The organism is Bradyrhizobium sp. LeoB3 (assembly GCF_055456055.1).
Map to the genome: position 1 here is coordinate 23,118 of NZ_JBVBEF010000065.1, position 22,468 is coordinate 45,585.

12 protein-coding genes are annotated in these 22,468 nt (G+C 60.3%); 4 read left to right on the top strand and 8 right to left on the bottom strand.

The genetic code is table 11. The features are described from left to right. Positions 1 to 45 precede the first annotated feature (45 nt). Positions 46 to 3,405 (top strand): AAA family ATPase, encoded by a 3,360-nt coding sequence (locus tag ACZXDY_RS31315; RefSeq protein ID WP_464348163.1) that lies wholly within the window; start codon positions 46 to 48, stop codon positions 3,403 to 3,405. 68 nt (positions 3,406 to 3,473) lie between these two features. On the opposite strand, the gene ACZXDY_RS31320 is transcribed toward ACZXDY_RS31315, so the two are convergent. Then, complete coding sequence (locus tag ACZXDY_RS31320) at positions 3,474 to 4,766, bottom strand: patatin-like phospholipase family protein (RefSeq protein WP_464348164.1); 1,293 nt, start codon at positions 4,764 to 4,766, stop codon at positions 3,474 to 3,476. Between the two features lie 442 nt (positions 4,767 to 5,208). Next, positions 5,209 to 6,819, bottom strand: coding sequence for a B12-binding domain-containing radical SAM protein (locus ACZXDY_RS31325; RefSeq protein ID WP_464348165.1), 1,611 nt, complete (start codon positions 6,817 to 6,819; stop codon positions 5,209 to 5,211). 300 nt (positions 6,820 to 7,119) lie between these two features. On the opposite strand from ACZXDY_RS31325, the gene ACZXDY_RS31330 reads away from it, so the two are divergent. The 3 genes from ACZXDY_RS31330 (at position 7,120) to ACZXDY_RS31340 (ending at position 13,174) form a co-directional block, all read left to right on the top strand. Next, a complete protein-coding gene (locus ACZXDY_RS31330) occupies positions 7,120 to 7,962 on the top strand; it encodes an alpha/beta fold hydrolase (RefSeq protein WP_028168490.1) in 843 nt (280 codons plus the stop codon). A gap of 396 nt (positions 7,963 to 8,358) precedes the next feature. Beyond that, the gene (locus ACZXDY_RS31335; protein ID WP_464348166.1) at positions 8,359 to 11,694 is read left to right on the top strand and encodes an adenylate/guanylate cyclase domain-containing protein; all 3,336 of its coding nucleotides are present in this window, start codon (positions 8,359 to 8,361) and stop codon (positions 11,692 to 11,694) included. Between the two features lie 166 nt (positions 11,695 to 11,860). Beyond that, positions 11,861 to 13,174, top strand: a complete 1,314-nt coding sequence (locus ACZXDY_RS31340; RefSeq protein ID WP_464348167.1) for a DUF5107 domain-containing protein — start codon at positions 11,861 to 11,863, stop codon at positions 13,172 to 13,174. 9 nt (positions 13,175 to 13,183) lie between these two features. On the opposite strand, the gene ACZXDY_RS31345 is transcribed toward ACZXDY_RS31340, so the two are convergent. The 6 genes from ACZXDY_RS31345 to ACZXDY_RS31370 all read right to left on the bottom strand — a co-directional run. Then, positions 13,184 to 18,046 (bottom strand): DUF4082 domain-containing protein, encoded by a 4,863-nt coding sequence (locus ACZXDY_RS31345; RefSeq protein ID WP_464348168.1) that lies wholly within the window; start codon positions 18,044 to 18,046, stop codon positions 13,184 to 13,186. Beyond that, positions 18,043 to 18,930, bottom strand: coding sequence for a hypothetical protein (locus ACZXDY_RS31350; RefSeq protein ID WP_464348169.1), 888 nt, complete (start codon positions 18,928 to 18,930; stop codon positions 18,043 to 18,045). The genes ACZXDY_RS31345 and ACZXDY_RS31350 overlap by 4 nt, the downstream gene beginning before the upstream one ends. Before the next feature lie 558 nt (positions 18,931 to 19,488). Further along, positions 19,489 to 19,665, bottom strand: coding sequence for a hypothetical protein (locus ACZXDY_RS31355; protein WP_165421322.1), 177 nt, complete (start codon positions 19,663 to 19,665; stop codon positions 19,489 to 19,491). A 307-nt stretch (positions 19,666 to 19,972) separates the two neighbouring features. Further along, positions 19,973 to 20,680 carry an ABC transporter substrate-binding protein gene (locus tag ACZXDY_RS31360; RefSeq protein ID WP_464348170.1) on the bottom strand — a complete coding sequence of 236 codons (708 nt, stop codon included), beginning with the start codon at positions 20,678 to 20,680 and terminating at the stop codon, positions 19,973 to 19,975. A 69-nt stretch (positions 20,681 to 20,749) separates the two neighbouring features. Beyond that, on the bottom strand, positions 20,750 to 21,949 hold the full coding sequence (locus ACZXDY_RS31365; RefSeq protein WP_464348171.1) for an adenylate/guanylate cyclase domain-containing protein: 1,200 nt from the start codon (positions 21,947 to 21,949) through the stop codon (positions 20,750 to 20,752). Positions 21,950 to 22,168: 219 nt separating this feature from the next. After that, positions 22,169 to 22,468, bottom strand: a 300-nt coding sequence (locus ACZXDY_RS31370) for a response regulator (RefSeq protein WP_464348172.1), incomplete at its 5' end; no start/stop codon positions are given.

The following is a 22,468-nucleotide window of genomic DNA, read 5'->3' on the forward strand; positions in this document are numbered from 1 at the left end:
CCTTCTCCGATGTGCTATTCTCATAGCAGAGGCCATAGGTATGCCATGACGGGTATTGCAGAGTGGCTAGCATCGATCGGCTTGGGAGAGTACGCCCAGCGTTTCGCCGAGAACGCGATCGACCTCTCGGTCGTCGGCGATCTCACGGAGCAGGACCTCAAGGATCTCGGCGTCCTGCTGGGCCACCGGCGCAAGATTCTGCGCGCGATTGCAGAACTTAAGAATGAAGTCCCTGTAGCGGCCCGAACGGGCGTCAAACCGGCGCCGCGGGACAGCGCCGAGCGGCGTCAACTCACGGTCATGTTTTGCGATCTGGTGGATTCGTCGGCACTTTCGGCCCGACTGGATCCGGAGGACTTGCGCTCGGTCATCAGCGCCTATCACGACTGCATCGCGGAGGTGATCACCCGGAATGAGGGCGTCATCGCGCGGTACATGGGAGATGGCGTGCTGGCCTATTTCGGCTATCCCCAGGCGCACGAGGACGATGCCGAACAAGCGACACGCGCGGGGCTGGCGCTGGTCGATGCCGTGGCCAACCTGCAGACAGACATCGGCACCAAGCTGCAGGTCCGCGTTGGCATCGCCACCGGCATGGTCGTCGTGGGCGATCTGACCGGCGAAGGTGCCGCCAAGGAGCAGGCGGTCATTGGTGAGACACCGAACCTGGCTGCTCGCCTGCAGCAGTTCGCCGAACCCGGTACGGTGCTGATTTCCGAGAGTACGCACCAGCTCACCGCCGGATATTTCGAATATCGCGATCTCGGCTCGATCGCGCTCAAGGGATGGGCGGAGCCAGTACCTGCCTGGCAGGTGCTCGGGATAAGCCGAGTGCAAAGCCGCTTCGAGGCGCAGCGCAAGACTCGATTGACGCCACTCATCGGGCGTGACGAGGAGATTGAGCTGCTGTTGCGGCGCTGGCAGCACGCCGCGTCAGGCGAAGGCTGCGTGGTGGTTCTAACTGGAGAGCCGGGTATCGGTAAGTCGCACATCGCGCTGGCGCTTCAAGAGCGGCTCCGGACCGAACCACACATTACGGTGCGCCATTTCTGCTCGGCGCACCACGCCAACAGTGCGCTGTATCCATTCATCGCCAACCTCGAACGTGCTGCCCGGTTCGAGCGAGGCGAGACGCCGACGGAGAAGTTTGCCAAGCTTGAAGCTCTGCTCTTGCGGTCTGGCGCAGACGCAGACCGTGTGGTGCCGGCTCTGGCCAACCTGCTGTCGCTGCCGCTCAGCGGCCGCTACCGCCTGCCCGAGCTGAGCCCGCAGAAGCGCAAGGAGATGACGCTGGCGGCGCTCCTGGCTCAGCTCGACGCATTGGCGGCGCGGCAGCCAGTGTTTGTCCTCTTTGAGGATGCCCATTGGGCGGACCCGACTTCGCTCGAGTTGCTTGCGGTTACACTGGAAAGGATGCCGCGACTTCGCGTGCTGCTGCTGATCACCGCCAGACCGGAGTTCACGCCGCCCTGGCCTGGTCATGCGCATGTGACGACGGTCTCGCTCACACGGCTGAACCGACGCAACGGGGCGGTATTGGTCGAGCGCATCACGGCCGGCAAGACGCTCCCGGAGGAGGTCATGGACCAAATCCTCTCCCGGACCGATGGCGTGCCCCTGTTCGTCGAGGAACTGACCAAGGCCGTGCTCGAAACCGGGCTGTTGCAGGAGCGGGACGACCATTACATGCTCAGCCGTCCGCTACCCTCGATGGCGATTCCAACGACATTGAACGCATCGCTGATGGCCAGACTCGATCGATTGGCCCCGGTGAAGGACGTGGCTCAGATCGGAGCAGTTTTGGGGCGCGAATTCTCTTACGAACTGCTGAGGGCCGTTACCGGGTTGCCAAGGCAGAGGCTCGAGGAGGCGCTTGCCCAGTTGGTTCGGGCGGAGTTGATATTCTGCCGAGGCGAGATACCTCGCGCGGTCTACAGCTTCAAGCATGCGCTGGTGCGGGACGCTGCCGAAGCGGGACTTCTGAAGAGCCGACGCGCGGCACTACATGCCACCATCGCAGACGTCTTCGAGCAACGGTTCCCGGAAATCGTGGAGACTCAACCCGAGACGCTCGCACTCCACCTTACGGAGGCGGGACTGTTCGAAAAGGCAGGAGAATACTGGCTCCAGGCAGGCAAGAAGGCGGCCATGCGCTCCGCCAACCTCGAAGCCATCGCGCACTTGCGCAAAGGCATCGAGGTCTTGGCCCATTCCGCCGACGGCGCACCGAAGGACAGGCGGGAGCTTGATTTCCAATTCGCGCTGGGACCATGCCTGATCGCCACCGAAGGGCCGACTTCGCCACATGCGGTGGCGACCTTCGCCCGTGCGCGCGAGTTGTGCCAGCGCCTCGGAGATCCCCCCGAGGAACTACAAATCATGTTTTGGTTGACCACCGCGAGCGTCATGCGTGGTGAGTTGCCGGCCGCCGAGGAAATGATCTCGGCGCTGCTCAATCTCGCGGAGGCGCGCGGCGATCGACCGACATTGCTCAACGCGATGCGCGGGCAAGGGATGATTCGTCTGTTCATGGGACATCTCACGGGCGCCCACGACGTGATCGAACGGGCCTTCGAAGCGTTCGAGACGAGCAGCGAGCAGGACAGATTGGCGGCACGTGCCGCCGGCCAGGATGCGGGCGTCGCCGACCTTGCTCTGATGTCATGGGCACTCTGGCTGCTGGGCCGCGCCGATACGGCACTCGCACGCCTGAATGCAGCCATTCAGCGTGCCGACGCCATCAATCATCCCCATTCGCAGGCCTATGGATGTTATTATGCGTCCATTCTCCACGCTCTTCGGGGCGAGTTCCTGACTGCACACCGCTATGCCGAACGCTGTCTCGCCTTGTCGGAGGAACATGGATTCCGGCAATGGCGAGGATTGGCGCGCGCCGTCCGCGGGATAAGCGCCACCTTTCTTGATCCTTCGTCCGCCGCGCTCGCGGAAATCCAGACTGCGATGAAAGAACATCGCAGCGCGGGCTATCAGCTCGGCATCACAGCGCTATACGTGCTGCTGTGTCCGGCCTTGTTGTCGAGCCATCAACGCGAAGCTGCGCTGGAGCTTATCGAACAGGGTCTCGCGACAACAAGCCGTAACAGCGAACGGATATTTGAGGCCGAACTGTATCGACTGAAAGCGCGCGTGTTGCTCTTCCATGGCGTGCCGGAAGCAGGCACCGAGGCGCAATCAATGCTCGATCACGCGCTGACAATTGCAAGGAGCCAGCACGCCAAGGCCCTCGAACTTCGAGTTGCCGTAGACCTTGCCGCCCTGTGGATCGATCAGGGCAGGCGCGAGAAAGCGCTCGAGCTGCTCGCGCCCATCTACGCCTGGTTCACCGAGGGCCTTGATACGCAGGATCTCAGGCAAGCAAAGGCATTGCTCGACCGACTGCGGTAATTCTGCTTGAACTGCAGATATCGTGGCCTGGCTCTGAAAGTCGGCCGTGAAGCTGCTTTACCGTGGCGTTAAGCCGCTCGCTTTTGAAAATCATGATACGTATCTAGCACCTCCCCCCACCCCTGCGGGTCGTTCTTCTTCGGATCCTCATTTATGAAATGTGGCCCGGCATGCGCCGGAAGTCCTTGGTGTTTGTTGTATGCTTTGATTGCTTGTTCCGTAGCAACCTTCCCCAACTTTCGCCCCATATCCAGGTTGCTGTGATTCCATTTGAAGCTGATGTGCCCCGGCACCCGAATCTCGACGAGGGTGCCTTCCCACTTCTTGTTCCCGGATTTTGGTGGGTCGTACCGCACGTGGTATTTGAACAGCCTGACGTCATCTTCGCCAACGGTCGCTGCGAACAATTGACAGAGATTTGCCAGGGCATCGTGAAGGTTTTGCGGTTTGCGGACTTGCTTGGCATCGACGATCCTGCTCACCCATATTTCGTGCAGAGGATCGTCTGGCTTATCGTGCTCCTCGAGCAAGCTCTCGAAGTTGACCGTATCGACGAGCGCTCCTTCGCAGTATGTAACTCCGTCGATCCGTACGGTTTCTTCGACGAACGGGAGGGCCGAACACGCACATAGGCTGGATGCGCTGATAGGCCCCTTGTACTCCTTCTCGTCGGCTTTCTGGGTCATTGGACGGTTGGAAAACAACGCGAGCTTATGCGCGTCAAGATTCCAGGCGTTGTGAAATATGCATGGCGTTCCAGGCTTTTTCAGCGCCTCGAAATTGATGCTCTTCATGAACTGGCTGTGCGGATAGTTGATCCTGGAAAGGCCAGTGACATGGGACAGATACATCATGGACGTGAGATAACGAACGAAAGGATTAGGTGCCAGCACCTGATTGAGAATCCATCCGTTGATGTCTCCGCTGTCCAGGTTCGCGAGCTTCTTTCCGCCGTCCGTGCCAGGCTGTCGATCGAACCAGAGCGACATGGACTCCCTGTAGGCATTCATGATGCTGGATGGGCTCCATAAATCCTTGTAGGTATTGGGATCTGTGACGAAGTTGGTCACCGCCTTGCCAATGCTCTCCCAATCCGGACCGAACACGGTGTTTATGGGAAAGCGCCTATAGCTTTCATCGTCCCGAAACACGCCATTCTTGAAGAATTGATAGGTCTTTTCCGCCCTATCTTTATTCGCAACTCGATCAAACTGATTATAGACGATCCCAACCCAAGCGCCGATGCAGGACAATGCCCACACATCAAAGGTTATATCTGCGTCGGCAAGAGCTTCCAGAACCCCAATGTGCAGCCCTGCTGCCGGACCGCCACCGCCGAGCGCTATCGCTCTCTTCACCATTGGTTCCTCCATCTAATTTATCGTGTGGCTATTCTCCGATCAAATTCCTGAATTGCGTGAAAAGACTAGTCGTTCTTGGATAGGCTCATAGATCCAGAATTGCGAAACACCAATGTGTGCGACGGAGCGGGGGACGTCGATGTTCGACGCTTTCTCGAATATGCTGATCGCACTGGCGCACGTCGGGCAGGAGCCGCGATTAGCGTATCGCGCTCTGGCCCATCCATCTGTGAACCGGTTCACGCAAGATATTTATCGTAGTACGCAGTACCTATAATCCAATAGCGGCTTCCGCTGTTGGCTCGAAACTGAAACAGATGGGCACCTCAATGTCTGGTGAACCCGCTACAAAATGTTCTGGTAAAACTACCTGCGTTTTTCGCTTGACACAACCAAAACTAGAACGTGTCATTCGAAAATATCACGCCATTTCCCGTTGGCGTTAGGCTCTGTTCGCAGCCATCGCGATGTTAGCCGTCGAATTTGGTGGCCCATCCAAAATGGCCAGACGACGATCGATGGCGCTGATGACCTGGCGCGAAAAAGGCCCAAGATGCGCGTAGGCCGCAATCATGGCCACCGCGATCCGCGCCGAGGACGAGTCTCGCTTGGCGCTGTTGAGGAAGGTTCGCCAAAACGGATCGTGCGCTTCGGGAATGGCGGTGACCACGCGATGCACGGTCTCCAGCGCCCGCACCTTGGCACGGACGTCACCGACGGGCAGTTCCTGACGTTGCTTCGAACGGTCGAGCATCGTCATCAACCGGTCGACACGGCTGGCATATGCGGCAGGATGATAGACGCTCTCCAAAATCTGTCTGTAGTCCATCAGGATGTCGCGCAACGGGCGCGTCGGATCGAAATTGATGCCGTCGGTGCACTGATCGCCGCCAATGGTTGGCCCCATATCGTGATTGGGGTGCAGCCGCCCCTCGCGGGCAAGACGACGCGTGAGCTGCGTGTTCGGCAAGGCATAGAGCAGGCCAACCATGCAGACGGGGATGGCGGCCTCCTCGATGAAGTCGACCATGGCGTCCGCGATCGAGACTTTCTCGCTATCGAAGCCCACGATGAAGCCCGCGGTGACGAGCATCCCGGCGCCGTATATCCTGTGAATGCTCTCCGCGATATCGCGCCTTGTGTTCTGTTTCTTCTTGGTCGCGGCCAGCGTCGCCGGGTCCGGGCTTTCGATGCCGACAAAAATGCCGAAGAAGTTGGCCGCGGCCATCATCTCCAGGAGTTCCCGATCATCGGCCAGATTAATCGAGGCTTCCGTCGAGAACTCGAACGGATAATCGTGCGCGCGTTGCCAGGCCGCGAGTTCCGGAAGAAACAGCTTGAGCGACTTCTTGTTGCCGATGAAGTTATCGTCGACGAAGTCGAGATGGCCGCGATATCCCATCTCGTAGAGCGCATCGAGCTCGGCAAGCATCTGCGGGGTCGTCTTGGTCCGCGGCACCCGTCCGTACAGTTCGATGATATCGCAAAACTCGCAGGTGAAGGGGCACCCGCGCGAATACTGCACACCGAGATAAAGATAGTCTTCAAAATTGAGCAGGTCGAAGCGCGGCACCGGCGTCTTGGTGACGTCGGCCTGGAACTTGGGCGCTGTGAACACACCCGACCGGGCACCGCTCTCCCAAGCCGCAATGAACTCGCCAATAACACCCTCGGCCTCGCCGAGCACCTGAAAGTCGGCTGCGGCATAGATGTGCGGACTGGACGTCGGGTCGGGGCCACCGACGGCCACCGGCTTGTCCTGTGAGCGACAAAGCTCGATCAGCCGCAGCGTGTCAGCCTGTTGCGGCAACATGCCGCCCGTGAAGACGACGTCAGCCCAGGCAAGATCATCGTCCGTGAGCGATGCCGTATTGCAGTCGACCAGGCGCACCGTCCAGTGGACCGGCAACATCGCGGCGACGGAAATCAGGCCTAGGGGAGCTGCGGGGCGGCGAACGCCCATCAACTTGCAGGATTCGCCAAAGCTCCAGAACGAGTCCGCAACGAAGCGCGGATAGAGCATAAGGACGTTGCACGGGGGCTGCGTGTCCATGTGTCCTAAGATGGCGTGTCCTAAGATAGCCCATGTCTCGGTCCATTCCCTTACGAAACGAACCTAACCCCGGCAGGGGCGTACTAGAGCTAAGCTGATGATTCTTACGGGTGCAACAACCAGCTCCGGAGCCAGCAATTGGTACGGTCCTTTTTCCAAGGACGTGGCAGAAATGGCACGCAATTGAGCGATTTTTGTGTTCGCGCAGGAATGATACAGCAGCTCTTGAGACCCAATTTTGGAACTCGCACTCTCCTGCGGCAATCTGCCGTCCACGATCCGCATCGCGGAGCATAATGCATGACCGACCTTACCTTGGCGAACGGCGATGTACGACTTGCCGCATCAGTCGATGGCCCGATGGATGCGGTGCCTGTCCTGTTTCTGCATGGGGCAAGCGTAAGTCGCGATACGTGGGATGAAACCAAGCAACGATTGACCAATCGATATTGCGTTTGGACGCTCGATTTTCGCGGTCACGGCTACTCTGATCGCGCGCCGAACTACAACCTTGCGGGTTATGTTTCCGATGCCGAGACTGCTCTGGCGGCCATTGGTCGTCCGGCAATCGTCGTTGGGCATTCGCTGGGCGCATGCGTGGCCGGTGTGCTCAGCCAAACCAATCCGAACATCCGAGCCGTGTTCCTTGAGGACCCGCCGTGGTTCCTGGGGCGTCTGGAGGAATGGAGCAATTCGATATTCTCGAAGTTGTTCTCACTCTTGCTGTTGCGGCTGACGAAATGGCAGCAGGAGCCTCCGCCGTTCACAACCTATGTCGAGTTTCTTTCGAATGGGCCAGACCGCTTGGGAGGTGTGGTCAAGGACCACATATCGGCTCGGCATTTGCTCAGCCATGCTTCCGCGATACAGCGCCTCGACCCGCGTTGTCTCCGTGATGACTGCTTGAAAGAGGCGTTGTCATCGATATCGACCGAGCGACCGTTCCTGTGCCCGGCAAAGCTCGTCCGAGGCGAAGAACGGTTCGGAGGAGCATTTTCGGATGAACACGCCGGCAGTCTGCTGGCGACCAACCCCCATCTTGAAGTGGTCCAATATAAACAGTGCGGCCATCACCCCCATCGCATGCTGGGGTTTGAGCAGCGGTTCTTTGATGACCTTGAGGAGTTCATTGCGAAGACCTGATGGCGGTGGCGCCGATCGCAGGCGCCGAGGTGGGACGGTCCATTCCAACGATATTGGACTGAGCTGGAGGTTCCCTCCAATTCTCGAAAGGTCGCGACGATGCTGCGCATAGCCGATTCAGGTTCGCCCATTCAGCACACCTGCGCTCATGAACCTTTAGCCAATGGGCCGAGACCTACTAACAGATATGATTGAGCCCGCTGACCGGCCTCCTCCCTCACCTGGGGCGCGCTGGCAGTTTTTCTTTCTACCTCGGCAAGAGAAAATTCGGTCCTATTGTCAGCGATCTCACATTTCGTTCCTATCAAACTTGACGGGATCAGTCGGCAGGCAGATCGTGGTCGGAGCATGGTAATTCAGCTCGGCTAACCGCCAACCAGACGGTGGGTGGTGCCAATGCAGCAGATTGCAGACTGGCTTGATAAGCTTGGGCTTGGGCAATACGCGAAGCGTTTTGCCGAGAATGGGATCGATATTGGCATTCTTCCCGATCTGAAGGATGAGGACTTCGACAGGCTCGGAGTCCTGCTCGGCCATCGCCGTAAAATGCTCCGTGCGATTGCCGAACTCGATCAAGCCGAACTCATCACCGAGTCCGCGCGTCAGCATGGCGCCGAGAGACGCCATCTCACCGTTATGTTCTGCGACCTGGTGGGCTCGACCGCGCTCTCGGCACGCCTCGATCCCGAGGACATGTGGGAGGTGATCAGAGCCTACCGGGCTGCCTGCGCGAGGGTCATCGCCGCCTATGACGGCATGATCGCCAGGTTTGTTGGCGATGGAATCCTCGCCTATTTCGGCTATCCCCGCGCACACGAGGATGACGCGGAGCGCGCAGTGCGAGCCGGCCTCGACATCACCGCCGCAATGGGAAAGCTCGAAACGCGCGTCGAAGAACGGGTCGACGTGCGGATCGCGATCTCGACCGGGCTCGTCGTGGTCGGCGACCTCATCAGCGGAGGTGCGTCGGAGGAGCAGGCGATGGTCGGCGATACACCGAATCTCGCTGCCCGGCTCCAGAGCCTGGCGGAGCCGGGAGTGGTTGTGGTGTCCGCTTCAACGCGCCGGCTGCTCGGTGACCTCTTCACTTTTCGCAATGTCGGCGACCGCGAGGTGAAGGGTATCTCCGATCCGATCGCGGTCTGGGCGGTCGAAGGTGCAGCCGCATCGGAGAGCCGCTTCGAGGCGGTGCGCACCGCGCGCTCGATCGGCTTTGTCGGCCGCAAGGCAGAAATCGAATTCGTGCTCTCGCGCCAGCAACTGGCGTGGCAGGGCCAGGGTCAAGTGGTGTTGATTTCCGGCGAGGCCGGAATCGGCAAATCGCGCCTTGTGGCGACGCTGGCCGAGAGCCTTGCGCTGGGCTCGCACCGCCGGGTGCGCTATCAGTGCTCGCCTTACCATACCAACAGTGCGCTTCATCCCTTCATCGCTCAGCTCGAGCGCGCGGCCGGCATCACGTCACAAGACACGCCCGGGCAAACGCTCGACAAGCTTGAGGCTATGCTGGCGCTCGGAACACGGCAGGTGGCGAGCGTGACGCCGCTTATTGCCGCGCTTCTTTCCATCGCAACCGGCGAGCGCTATCCGCCGCTCGGCCTCACTCCAGCGCAGCAACGGCGACAGACATTCGCCGCGCTCCTCGACCAGCTTGAGGGCCTGGCACGGCAGCAACCTGTGCTGATTGTCTGCGAGGATATGCATTGGGCTGATGCCACGACGCTCGAACTGTACGACCTCGCGGTCGATCGGATCAGAGGACTGCCGATCCTCGTGCTCATGACATTTCGGCCCGAGTTCGAGCCGCCTTGGGCGGGCCTTGCCAATGTCAGCCTGCTGCGGCTCGATCGGCTTGACCGGCAGGACACGCGCGCACTGGTCGAGCAGGTGGCTGTCGGCCGACAGGTGCCGTGCGAAATGATGACCCAGATCATCAACAAGACGGATGGCATCCCGCTCTTCGTTGAGGAATTGACCAAGATGGTGCTGGAGTCCGGGCTGCTCGTGGAAGAAGCCGGGCGCTATCGCATCGATAATCCGCTACCGCCGCTCGCCATTCCCGCGACGCTGCACGACTCGCTCATGGCGCGGCTTGACCGGCTGGCGCCGGTCAAAGAGGTTGCACAGATCGGCGCAGCCATTGGCCGCGACTTCTCATACACGCTGCTGCGATGTGTAGCGGGGCGGGATGAGCTGACGCTGAGCGCGGCGCTGGCGCAGCTCGAACAGGCCGAACTTCTGTCGCGCCGCGGGACGCCACCCGACGCGAGCTACAGCTTCAAGCATGCACTGGTCCAGGAAGCGGCTTACGAGAGCTTGCTCAAGAGCCGCCGGCAACTGCTGCATAAGCATATTGGCGATGTCCTTCGCGATCAGTTTCCGGGCATGGCCGAGACCGAGCCGGAAGTCGTGGCATATCACTTCACCCAAGCGGGGTTGAGCGGGACAGCCCTTGAGTGGTGGCGAAAGGCTGGCCAGCAGGCGCTGAAACGCTCGGCCTATTCCGAGGCGATTGCACATCTGGGCAAGGCCGTTGCCATTGCCGATGAACTGCCTCAAGAGCCTGATCGGATGCTGAGCAGGCTCCATCTTCAAATCGCATATGGCCGCGCGTTGCGAGGCAGCCTCGGGCACAGCGCTCCCGAGACGGTGGCCGCTTGGACGCGCGCCCGACAGTTCGCGGCTGATACCAATGATCCGGTCGAACTCGCGCCGATCCATTCGGGCTTGTTCAATGCATGCCTCACTCACGGCGAGATCGCGCCGATGCGGGAGTTGGCGGATGCAATCATTGGTGTCGCCGACCGGCGACCGGAGTCGCCGATAGCCACCATTGTCGCACACTGGACCAGCGGGGTGACCTGCTGGTTCGCCGGCGAGTACTTGAACGCGCGAACGCATCTTGAGCAGGCACTCGCGATCTATGGTGCCGAGCCGGATCCCGCGACGTTCAGGGCGTCCGCGCTCGATCTGCCGTTCGTTATCATGAGGTTTCTTGCCCTGGTGCTTTGGCCGCTTGGAGCGATCGATCGCGCGCGCCGGCTCGCTGCAGAAGCAGTGAGTGGCTCAGGAGAAAAGCGAGCGCTTGCTCAAGCCAATGCGCTCGTTCATCGGGCGGTTTTCGACGGGCTATGCGGGGGCATGTTGGAGCAAACAGAGACGATCCTGGCCTTGGGTCTGGCGCGCGACCATACGATGCCGTTGTATGTGGCCGCGGGCACCTACCTGAACGGCCTGGCAAAGTGGCGGGCGGGCGAGCGAATGGTTGGGCTCACGGAAATGCGCCGAGGCTGGACGTTGCTGCACGAGAATGACTGCTACCTCTGTGAGCCGTTTTGGGGAATGCATGTTGCCGTGGCGGATGCAGAGGCGGGCCAACCCGAGGCCGGGTTGGAAACCGTGAGGGAATTGATCGGGTGGGCGCAACAATCCGGCCAGCATTGGCTTGATGCCGAACTGCATCGCGTCCAAGGTGAGCTGTTGTTGCGTCATGACGCTGCGAACCTCTCCAGTGCCGAAGATGCCTTCAACAGAGCCCTGGAAATCGCCCGACACCAACAGGCAAGGACGTTCGAGCTACGCAGCGCACTTGGACTTGCGCGCCTGCACAATACAAATGGCCGGCCCGAGGCGGTATCCTCGGTGCTCGCTCCCGTCCTCGCTGAATTCGACGCGGGGTGGCAAGATCTCCCCGAAATCAAGGAAGCCGAAGGGCTGCTCGAGCATGCGCATTAGTCAGCCTGCCATTTCGGCTCATTCAAAGGCGACGTAGATGCCGGTCGGGGTTCCCTTGCGTGCTCTTTCTTGTTTCGGAATAGCAGCACTTTCGGCGCTCTGTGCGTTTCACGTCGTGCGTGCGGCCTCGCCGGTGCCAGATAGCGTGTCTCTCAGAGAGACGGCGATGACGTGGAGTACCGTCAAGTATGCGACCGATGCGGAGGACGGATTTCTCAGCGGGTCGCTCGACAAGAACATGATCGTCGACCGCACGTTCAGGGCGCGCGTGCTCGAGAATCGATATCTGAAGGTAACACTCGTGCCCGAATTCGGCGGGCGCATTATTTCCATCATCTACAAGCCGACTGGCCACGAACAACTCTATCGCACGGATGTCGGCGTACCCTACGGGATCAAGGCCGGAAATTTCTACTACGACTGGCTGATGGTGTATGGCGGCATCTTCCCGACATTCCCGGATGCCGAGCACGGCAAGACGTGGCTGAAGCCGTGGGCCTTTGAGGTGGTCAAGGAGAGCACGGGCGAAGTGACGCTCGCGATGTCGCTTAAAGACAATTTCGACTATTCCGCGCGACCTGGCAAATTCAGGAGTTCAACCGGGATCGAAGCCACATACTATGTCACACTGAAAGCCGACCGGACCGCGCTCGATACGCGCGTGGTGCTCAAAAATCGGCACGACAAGGCGATCCGGTACGAGTACTGGACATGCACGACGCTCGCTCCGGGATCGGATCCGAAAAACCCTAAAGCGACCGCCGGCGCCGAAATCATCGCGCCGATCCGAACTTATCGCACGCCCGCCTGGTCGGCCAATCTGGCAGATGGCGACGAGAGCGCGGGGATGGGCAGGCGGCGCTTCGAAAACCTGCGCTTCTTCAAGAACTGGCCGACGATGGGCATCGCCTACGCGGCGCCCGATATGCAGGGCGGGAATTTCTGGGGCGTGATCAACCATGACAACGAAGAGGGAATTATCCGCATCGCGGACAACAGGCTGACGCCGGGCTTGAAAATGTGGACGTGGGGATTTCCCTCGTTCACTGGCGAAACCGATCCCCGCGAGGAGCCGAATGAGTGGCGACCGTATGTCGAACTATGGGCAGGCGTGTCAGACCAATTTTTCCATAGCGCTGACTTTCCCGCGCTGGGTGAAGTCTCGATTCCGGAAACCTACAGTCCGACGGTCGGCATGCGCAACGTGACGCATGCGAACGAGAATATCCTGATCAATCTTTCGGCCAAGGGGTCTAGCGTCACGGTTCAGTTCTTCAGCATCGAACCGGCCGCCCCGCTCCGCGTAACGTTGAAACGCGGCGACACGGCACTGTTCGACGACATCGTGAAGGCCGATCCGAAACATGGAAATCGCATTTCGGCAACGATCCCTGACGGCAGCAGCGGCGAACAGGTGAAGCTGACGATCAGGACCACGGATGGAAAAGAACTGATCGCAGCCGAGGCAACAATGAATTGATTTCTTTCCTCATGCCGCGAGTTGTGGACGGAACAGCACATCGACGCCGTAACTGGTCGCATTGTAGGTGCTGGTCGGGAACAGGCTGCCCGATCCATACGCATACACGCCATTGCCTCCGATCGAAGCCGATGATGGTGCGGTCAGCGGCCCGTTGCTGACCGCCGAGCTGAACATGCCGGGATCGGCGGAGTAGTTTCCTGAGGTGTGATAGGACGCAACATACGTTGTCCCTGCAGTGATCGTGACCGGCGCAGCGAAGTTGACCTGCTGCCAGCCGCTGGCCGTCTCATTGGTGAAGGTGGCGGTGGCAAGCAGGGTGCCGGTGCTGCTCCAGATATTCGCGGTATGGGTGCCGGTATTCGATGGGCCCTTGTAGAAGCGCAACCCGGTGATGTCGCCGGCGCTGGACGATTGGAATTTGAACCCGAGCTCCACCGACTGCGGATCATTGACTGACACCACGCTCGGTGTCGGATTGGAGCCGAACAGGCTTATGATGCTCGCGGATGCTGGGTTGACGGTCAGGGACGCGGATGCGGTCGCTGTCCCGCCCTGGCCGTCGGAGACGGCGTAACTGAACGACGCCGGTCCCGTATAGCCGGGGTTGGGTGTGAAGGTGGTGGTGTTGGTCTGGGCGTTGAAGCTTGCGGTGCCGTTGACGCCGTTGCTGACGCCCGTGATCGTCAGCGCATCGCCATCCGGATCGCTGTCGTTGGCAAGCAACGCGGAGGCTGCAATCGAGATCGGCGAGTTCTGAGTGGCGCTGAAGCCGGAGTCGTTGGCCGCGACCGGCGCCTGATTGGCGGCGCCGCTCGCCGGACTGAACAGCACGTCCACCCAGTAGTTGGTGGCACCGAAGGTGCTGGTCGGGAACAGGTTGTCCGCGCCATAGGTGTAGACGCCGTTATTGCTGCCGGATGCGGTGAGCGGGCCATTGACACGTGAAGACGTGAAGTAGTTGCTGGTCGACGCGTAGCGGCCGTTGCTGTGAAAGCTTGCCACATAGGTGGTTCCGGCGGTGATCGAGACGGGATTGCTGAAGGTCACCGTCTGCCATCCACTGCTGGTCTCGTTCGTGAACGTGGCGGTCGCCAGCAGCGTGCCGGTGCTGCTCCACAACGAACCTGTGTGGGTGCCGGTGTCACCGGCGCTTTTGTAATATTTGATGCCGTTGATGGTGCCGGCCGCAGAGGACGTGAACTGCACCCCCAGATTGACCTGGGCCGTGTCGGAATCGGCGAGAATCGCTGGTGTGTCGGAGCCTGAGAACAAGCTCACCGACGGCGCGATCACTGTCAAATTGGCTGTTGCAGTCGCGGTGCCGCCGCGCCCATCGGAGATGGCGTAGCTGAAGGACGCGAGCCCGGTGTAGCCGGCGTTCGGCGTGAAGGTTATGACATTGGTCTGGGCGTTGAAGCTGACGGTGCCGTTGACGGCGCCGCTCACACCCGTGATGGTCAGCGGGTCGCCATTCGGATCGGTGTCATTGGCAAGCAGGGCCGATGCGGCAATGGTCAGAGCCGTATTCTGCGCGGCGTTGTAGCCGCTGTCGTTGTTGGCAACCGGCGGCTGGTTGGCTACCGGATTCACTGTCAGACCGACCGTTGCAGTGGCCGTGCCACCCTGCCCGTCGGCGATCGCGTAGCTGAAGGACGCGGGCCCGGTGTAGCCGGCGGTCGGCGTGAAGGTGATGACATTGGTCTGGGCGTTGAAGCTGACGGTGCCGTTGACGGCGCCGCTCACACCGGTGATGGTCAGCGGGTCGCCATTCGGATCGGCGTCATTGGCAAGCAGGGCCGATGCGGCAATGGTCAGAGCCGTATTCTGCGTGGCGTTGTAGCCGCTGTCGTTGTTGGCAACCGGCGGCTGATTGCTGGCGCCGCCGGACGGCGCAAACACGACATCGACCCAATAGTTGGCGGCGTTGTAGGAGCTGGTCGGGAAGATGCCGGAGGTGCTGGTACCGCCATAGGAGTAGACACCATTGCCGCCGGCAGCGACGCTGGACAGCGCGGTCAAAGGACCGTTGGTAACGGCCGCGGTGAAGTAGTTGTTGGTCGCAACATAGGCGCCGGTGGTGTGATAGGAAGCAACATAGGTGGTGTTGGCGGCGATCGAAACCGCTGATGACAGCGTGACGGTCTGCCAACCGCTGGCTGAGGTGTTGGTAAAGGTGGCGGTGGCGAGACGAGTGCCTGTTGACGACCAGAGATCGAGGGTGTTGATGCCGGTGTCGCTCGCGCTGCGATAGAATCTGAGCGCCGTGATCTGCCCGGCGACCGAGGACGTGAACTTCATCCCGACTTGGATCTGGGATCCGTCATTGAGGTCGGTCAAAGCCGGTGTGCTTGACGCGCTGAACAGGCTGACGGGAGCCTGTCCTGGCGGTGCCACGGTGAAGCTGACGGTGGCCGATGCCGTACCGCCGCGCCCATCGGAGATCGTGTAGGTGAAGCTCGCCGGACCGGTGTAGCCGGCATCGGGTGTAAAGGTGATGGTGTTGTTCTGCGGATTGGGCTGCGCGTTGAGCACGACGGCGCCGTGCGTTGCTGCACTCACGGCGATGACGCTGACCGCATCCCCATCGGGATCACTGTCGTTCCCGGTCAGGGACGACGCCGCGATCGTCAGGGCCAAATCGCGGGTCGCAATCGGTCCGTCGTCATTGGCGGCTATCGGCGCGCTGTTGGTGACCGAAGGATTGAACATGACGTCAACCCAGAAATTCGTCGCCGCGAACGTGCTCGTCGGGAACGCGATATTGCTGCTGTAGGTGTAGACGCCATTGCCACTCCCGAGAGCGGTCAGCGGACCGCTCGTCACATTGCTCAAGAAGTAGTTCACGCTGGCGGAGTAATGGCCCACATCCGTATGATAGGAGGCGATGTAGGTGGCTCCGGGCGTCAGCGAAATCGGGTTGGAGAAGGTCACGCTCTGCCAGCCGCTGGCGGTTTCGTTTGTGAATGTGGCCGTTGCCAGCAAGGTGCCGGTGCTGCTCCAGAGCTGGCCGGTGTGGGTGCCGGTATCCTGGCTGCCCTTGTAGAAGCGGATGCCGCTCACGGTGCCGGCAACCGACGTCTGGAATCTCACGCCCAGTTCGACGGCGCTTGCATCGGTGGTGTTGACGGTGTCGGGGGTAGCCGAGCCCGGAAACAGCGAGACGTAAGTCGTAGCCGCGACGGTCACCGTGCGACCCACGGAAGGCGTTTCGAGATTGATGCTGTCGTCCACCGCGCGCGACATGATGGTGTAGGTCCCGGCGACCTGCGGAGACCAGCTATAGGACCATGTCTCGTCACCAATCGCCGGATGCCAGCTCAAGCCCCCGTCCGTCGATACTTCCACGCCGGCGATCACGCCGCCGCCGACATCCGATGCCGTGCCGAAAATCGTGACCACGTCTCCGGCTCTGATGTTTGCCAGCGCGTTGACGCTCGAGGTCGGCGCGGTCTGATCCGTGGAGCCGGTGGAGGCGACCAAATCCGGCTGCAGCGTTCCCGGCTGAATACCCATGTCGGCGAACAGGTTGACCATCGACTGTTGCACGCGCGAGTCAGTGGGCGTTGGCGTCAGGTCGTGATTGTCGCTCAAACCCCACGCCCAGTAGACCGTTCCGGCGGCGAAGACCAATGCCTTGCTTGCCGCGCGGTAGAGCGTCAGGTTATGGGTCGAGATGGCGCTTCCCGTCGTGTTGCCGTAATCGAGTAAGTAGCTGTTGACCGGAACCGTCGTCGACGAGAGCCGGACCAGGCCCGCGGGATCGAATCCATTGTCGACCGCTTCGTCCCACTCATAGCCGAGATAGTTCCTGGTCAGCGTCGCTGTCTGCCCCGGCTGAAGATTCGCAACGCTGGTGTAGCGCCAGAAGCGCAGATTGGCGTCGTAGGGAATTGTGATTGCCTGCAGGCCGCTGCCTTGGCCGACGTCATCGACCTGGAACATCTGTCCGATCAATGCATTTTCCGGGCTTCCTCCGCCGAGCGCCGGCGGGCTGAGGCGGGGATCACGGAACGTCCCGGTCCACTCGTCGCTTGGATCGATCGATGCGTCCGGTGACCAGGTTTCCTTGTAGGAGATCAAGGTGCGGTAGGCCGTGCCGTCGCTGCTGATGCTGTTGCCCCAGCGCGTGCGCCAATACATCTCGTTGCCGCTCCAGAACGCCAGATTGACACCGGCATCGCGGGCCGCCTCGACATTGGCGCGCTGTTGCCCCGACCAATACTCGTCGTGACCAACGTCCAGATAGAGCTTGTGATTGAGAAGCAGACTGCCGTAACGGTCCGCGTCAATGCCCGACATGTAGGAGACGTCGTAGCCGTTCTGCTCCAGCCAGTAGATCGCCGCGTATTCAGCGCCGAACAGATAGTCCTGCGGACCTGCAAAGCTTCCAACGCTGCCGCGGGTGGCAATCGGCCGGTTGTAGCTCACCGCGTAGGCGCGTCCCGCACCTTGACCTGTGGCAGGGCCGTTGCCGCCATAGAAATTCGCTCCGCCCCAGCCGTTATAGGCCTGCCAGGTCGTGTCAGAGGTCTGAAAGATGACGTCGCTGGTGCTGCTGTCATCCCTGACGATGAACGGGATGTGATTGGCGCCCTCAACGCCGTCCTCGCGTACGAGCTTTGCGATGTAGACGCCTGACACGGCATCCTCAGGAACCTCCCAGGAAGCCGAAACAGACCAGTTGCCGGCATCGACCAGGCCGGTCGTGTCGTCACGCAGCGGCGCTGGCTGGTTCTGCACACCGGTGTGTTGGATGGTGTGGACCTTTCGCGCACCCATGCCGCCGTAATAGCCGAGGCGGTAGATGTCGATCCGATAGTTCGATGAATCCGTATTGATCTTGAAATCGATCTGGTTGCCACGATTCACGCTGATATCGGTGGCAAACCTTCGATATTCGAGCTGCCAGCACCCTCGATATCCCATTCGCTTTGCGGATTTCCCGTCTTCTGGTTCTCGAGCACGATTGGGTTCGTGGAAGTCGCGGCGGCCGCGAGTGCGTTGGGCGACGTACTTGTGTTGGCCTGCCGCGCCGCAGGAGAAAGCTCTGCAGTCGTCACCGAGCCTGATAGAATTCCGATTTCACCTTTCCCCGTACCGATACCAGTCTCGCCGCCTCCCGGCAGCGTGCGCCAGTTCGCCCCTCCGCCTGGTAGTGCATTCCAATTTGCGAGCGGCGCAACGTTCTCCAAGGACATGGAGACACTGGTCGAGGCGCCCATGACCCCGGCGCGGCCGGTCAACACGAAATCTGCTCCGCCAGACACGCGGCTGCCGTGCAACTGCGCCGACGCCGCATTGGCTGCTCTCTGATCGAGCAATTGTGTTGGAGCAATGAAGTAGCCGCAGCCGCAAACCTGCGCGACTGCTGGAGGTGTGGAAGATCCGAAAATGTTGGGGGTCGCAGTCGAAGGCACGTGACCAAGGATGACCACAGGATTTGGCGGCGCTGGTTCGGCCGCCGCGGAGGCTGGCGTTCGGACTTCTGTCGTCAACGCTGCAAATCCGGCGTCCAATGTTGCAGCGGATGCCGACGCCGCGGCACCTGAGGCGCTCAAACCCAGACCTTCCTGCAAATTCCGCGCGGCGAGCAGCGACAGCGACTCGTCTTCGTCTGAAGCTGAAACTCGGACATTCCTTCGCAGAACCGTACGTGGCCACGTCTGCACTCCGAGAGCGATGCGGCCCAGACCAAAATCTTCGTATAACGACCTCATGCAATGACACCGCCCTAAAATATTTAATTCCCTCAAATTAAAATATTAATCTCCGTTTAATTCAATTTGCTGTTCTGTCGCACCCCAGCCTTGCTGAACAACCCGATGTCGATGTTCGTCAAACTGACAGTGGATAGTCGTGATTTTCTAATGGGTTGAATCCAGCCGAACTTCTCTTCTCGGCACAAATGGATTTCAAATCAGGAGATATTCAATTTGCGCCTGAATGGAGCAGGCAAAGCGCCCGCATGCGAATTGCATAGCGCCGCCTGCTTGGCGGCATGCGCTGCATGGTCGCGCAACTCATTGCTGCGCGAACCAGTGCGTCTTTTGGATTAATCAGTTCGATGCCGGCCGATCCGCTCGACGCGCGAGACAACACCGTCACGCGTGACGGGTCTCGCATGCGGAATCCAGATCGTGCTGGTTGCGACCGAAGCGACGCGCATTGCGGAGGCAAGGCGGATGCGCGCTAACGCGAACGCCTTGCCTCGACGCGATGAAGCTATCTATCTAAAGATATGGGCCGAACCGCGCGGAGACGGAATCGGCCAAGCATTTCCCATCGCGAGCCTCGCAAGCAGGAGTGTCAAGCTACTTGGTGCTCAGTGAAATGCCGAGGGCAGACGCTTTCACGGTCACCGCTGCGGGTGACCTCTTGAGAGACTTTGCGATTTTGTCTCGACCACGCTTCTCTTTCGCCATGGTCTTGAGCGTCTTCAGGTCGTCCTTCGACCATAACACGCGCGTGGCTTTCTTTTTCTTCGCCATTACAACTCCTCTTCAAGAGCCATGTTTTACGAACCCAGGCTAGTCCGGTCAAGGAACATTGACTGCAGGCATTGGAGCAGTTGGATACGGTCGATAAGCACCGTGGTGCGTTGCAGCCACGATGACGAAAAGAATAGCAAATACGATGATGGCGCGCATAGTCAGGCTCCGCATGAAACCTATCTAACACTCAATGATCTCGGGCATTGTGAACTAGCTCACCAGTTCCAGTGGATCGCGACGTTCATGACGCCTATGCCGTGCACACGCGGGGAGCCTCGGCCGAGCGGAGAGCATGTGGCGATATTCATGATGGCAGCATCGCCCCGGCTCCAAGCCACTGTTTGACCAGCGAGGCCAATGTGCCGTCGGCCGCAAGCGCGGCCTGCGCACCGCCAATCGCATCGCGCAGCGCGATGTCTCCTTTGCGGACACAGATGCCAAGGCGCTCGACAGTGATGCCGGTCTGAACGACCCCAAGCCTCGGCCGGCCGCGCACGAACCAAGCCGTGACGGGTGCGAGTTTCATGAAGGCGTCGCAGCCTCCGCTTGTCAGATCGTCGAGCGCTTGCTCGATCTCGTGATAAGCATAGACGCGCACCCGCGCAGCACGATTCTCCGCGACCAGTTTCTCAGCAACTGGCTGGCTGGTATTCCCCTGCTGCACTCCGACGACCAGACCTTTGAGATCGGCGATGCCATGTACACCCGGATTGCGGATGACATCGACGACAAGTGACTGGCCTGAAATCGCATAGGGCGTGCAGAAATCGGCCTTTGCCTCCCGCCCCGGCGTGATGGTGGTGCCAGAGGCGACGCAGTCGTATCTGCCGGCATCCAGACCGGCGAAGATGCCGTTGAAATCGGAGCCCGTGTACGGGACCAGCCGCCATTCGCGGCCGAGCATCCCGGCGATGCGCTGCACCAGCGCAATGTCGAATCCCGCCGGGCCATCGCTCGTCAAGAACTCGAATGGCGGATCGGGAAGCGCTGCTCCCACTCTCAAGGTTGACACGGCTATGACCTTTGCTGCGCTAAACTCAAGGGCAGGCGGACCGACTTGCGCCTGGCGATAGCTCTGTATTCAGCCATGATAGGCAAACAGCTCGATTGGCTCGCTGAAGCCTCGCACCGGATACTCGCCGACACGTTCGAGATCGAAATCGCTTTTGACGAAGTCGGCGAACGCGCGGGACAGCAGCACCTTTCGACCCAATTGTTTGGTCAGGGTTTCGAGACGCGACGCCATGTTAACCGCGGGACCGATAACGGTGAAGTCGAGGCGGGTACGCGACCCGATATTGCCGTACATGACGTCGCCGACATGGACGCCGATACCGTAATTCAGCGGTTCACGACCGGTTTCGCCATTCTTTTCGTTCAGGGCAATCACCGCCTGACGGGCTTCGGAGACGGCGTGCAACAGATTTGCGCAGGCCGACGGCTGGCTGAGCGGAAAGATGGCGAGCAGACCGTCGCCGATGAATTTCAGTATTTCCCCGCCATGTCGCGCAATCGGCTCCGACATCGCGTCAAAATACCCGTTCAGAAGATCGATGACATCATCGCGCGGCCAGTTATCGGAGATCCTGGTGAAATCACGCAGATCGCAGATCATGATGGCGGCGCGTACCGTCGTCCCGCTGCCGCGCCTGGTGGCGCCGGCCAAAATCAGTTCGCCGGCGTGCGACCCGACATAGGTTTCAAGCAGCGTTCGCGCCAGCCGGTTCTTGACACGAATTTCGCTGACCAGCGCCAGAATCGGTAACAGTTTTAGGAGGCTGGCGATATGCGCGTCGTCGAAACCTCCGACCCGGTCGGTTGCGAAGGTCACGATGTGCCGTTTGCCGAGCGTATGATACAGCGGCCAGGCCACATAGTCGGTCAGGCCTTTGGCCCGCATCTCATCATAGATGGCGTGCTTACGGCCGAGCGAAGGATCACGTTCGAGATTTTCGCGTACCTCGAGGGCACCATCGCGAATTTCGTTTGCCGGACTGCCGATGTATTCGGATCGCCCTATGACATCGTAATCGACTCTCTCAATCTTGGCCTCACGCATTCCGTCGACCCACATCATCCGGGCGCCGAGCCACTGAGGATGGTGGATCAGGATATGAAGCGACGCTCGCTTGACGGGAATGCCCGCGCGCTGAAGGTGCATACACATCTCGGCGAAAATATTATCGATGAAGCGCTCATCGCGCGTGTCGTTGGTCAGCCAGCGCACAACGTCGTCGTCGGAATACGCGGTGCCGGGATCAATGTTTGGCGGCGGGTTCATAGCTTGTTCCTCGGTGGTGACCTGGATCGACAGTAGAGGATATGTCGTATCCCCGCCCGGCGGCGTCAACGAAGTCCGCCGCAATTTGCTTGCGCGCGTCGGGTTGTTGGGGAGTTGCCGCCCTGTCCGGCGCGGGAGGCCGCAGGCGTAGCGCAGAAGCGCCGGTTCTGCCCCCGTAGCGGACCGTTGCCGATCCGGAAGCAACGGCGCGAGAGCAACTCAAGCTTCGTGCAGGATTGACCGCAAGCGCGCCGCCAATTCTGACATGCGGAACGGTTTGTCGATAATCGGAAATTCGCCTACCGCCTGATGGCGGTCCAGCGCGTCGCCCGCGTAGCCCGAGGCCAGCAGGACCTTGATGCGCTTGTTCAATCGCCTCGCTTCGCGGGCAACCTCTATGCCGTTGATCCCGTTTGGCATCACGATGTCACTTAGCAGGAGGTCAAATTCCTCGCTCTGGAGCATCCAAAGGGCTTCCGCGCCATTCCGAGCGCAACGAACCTGATAGCCCGAGCTGGT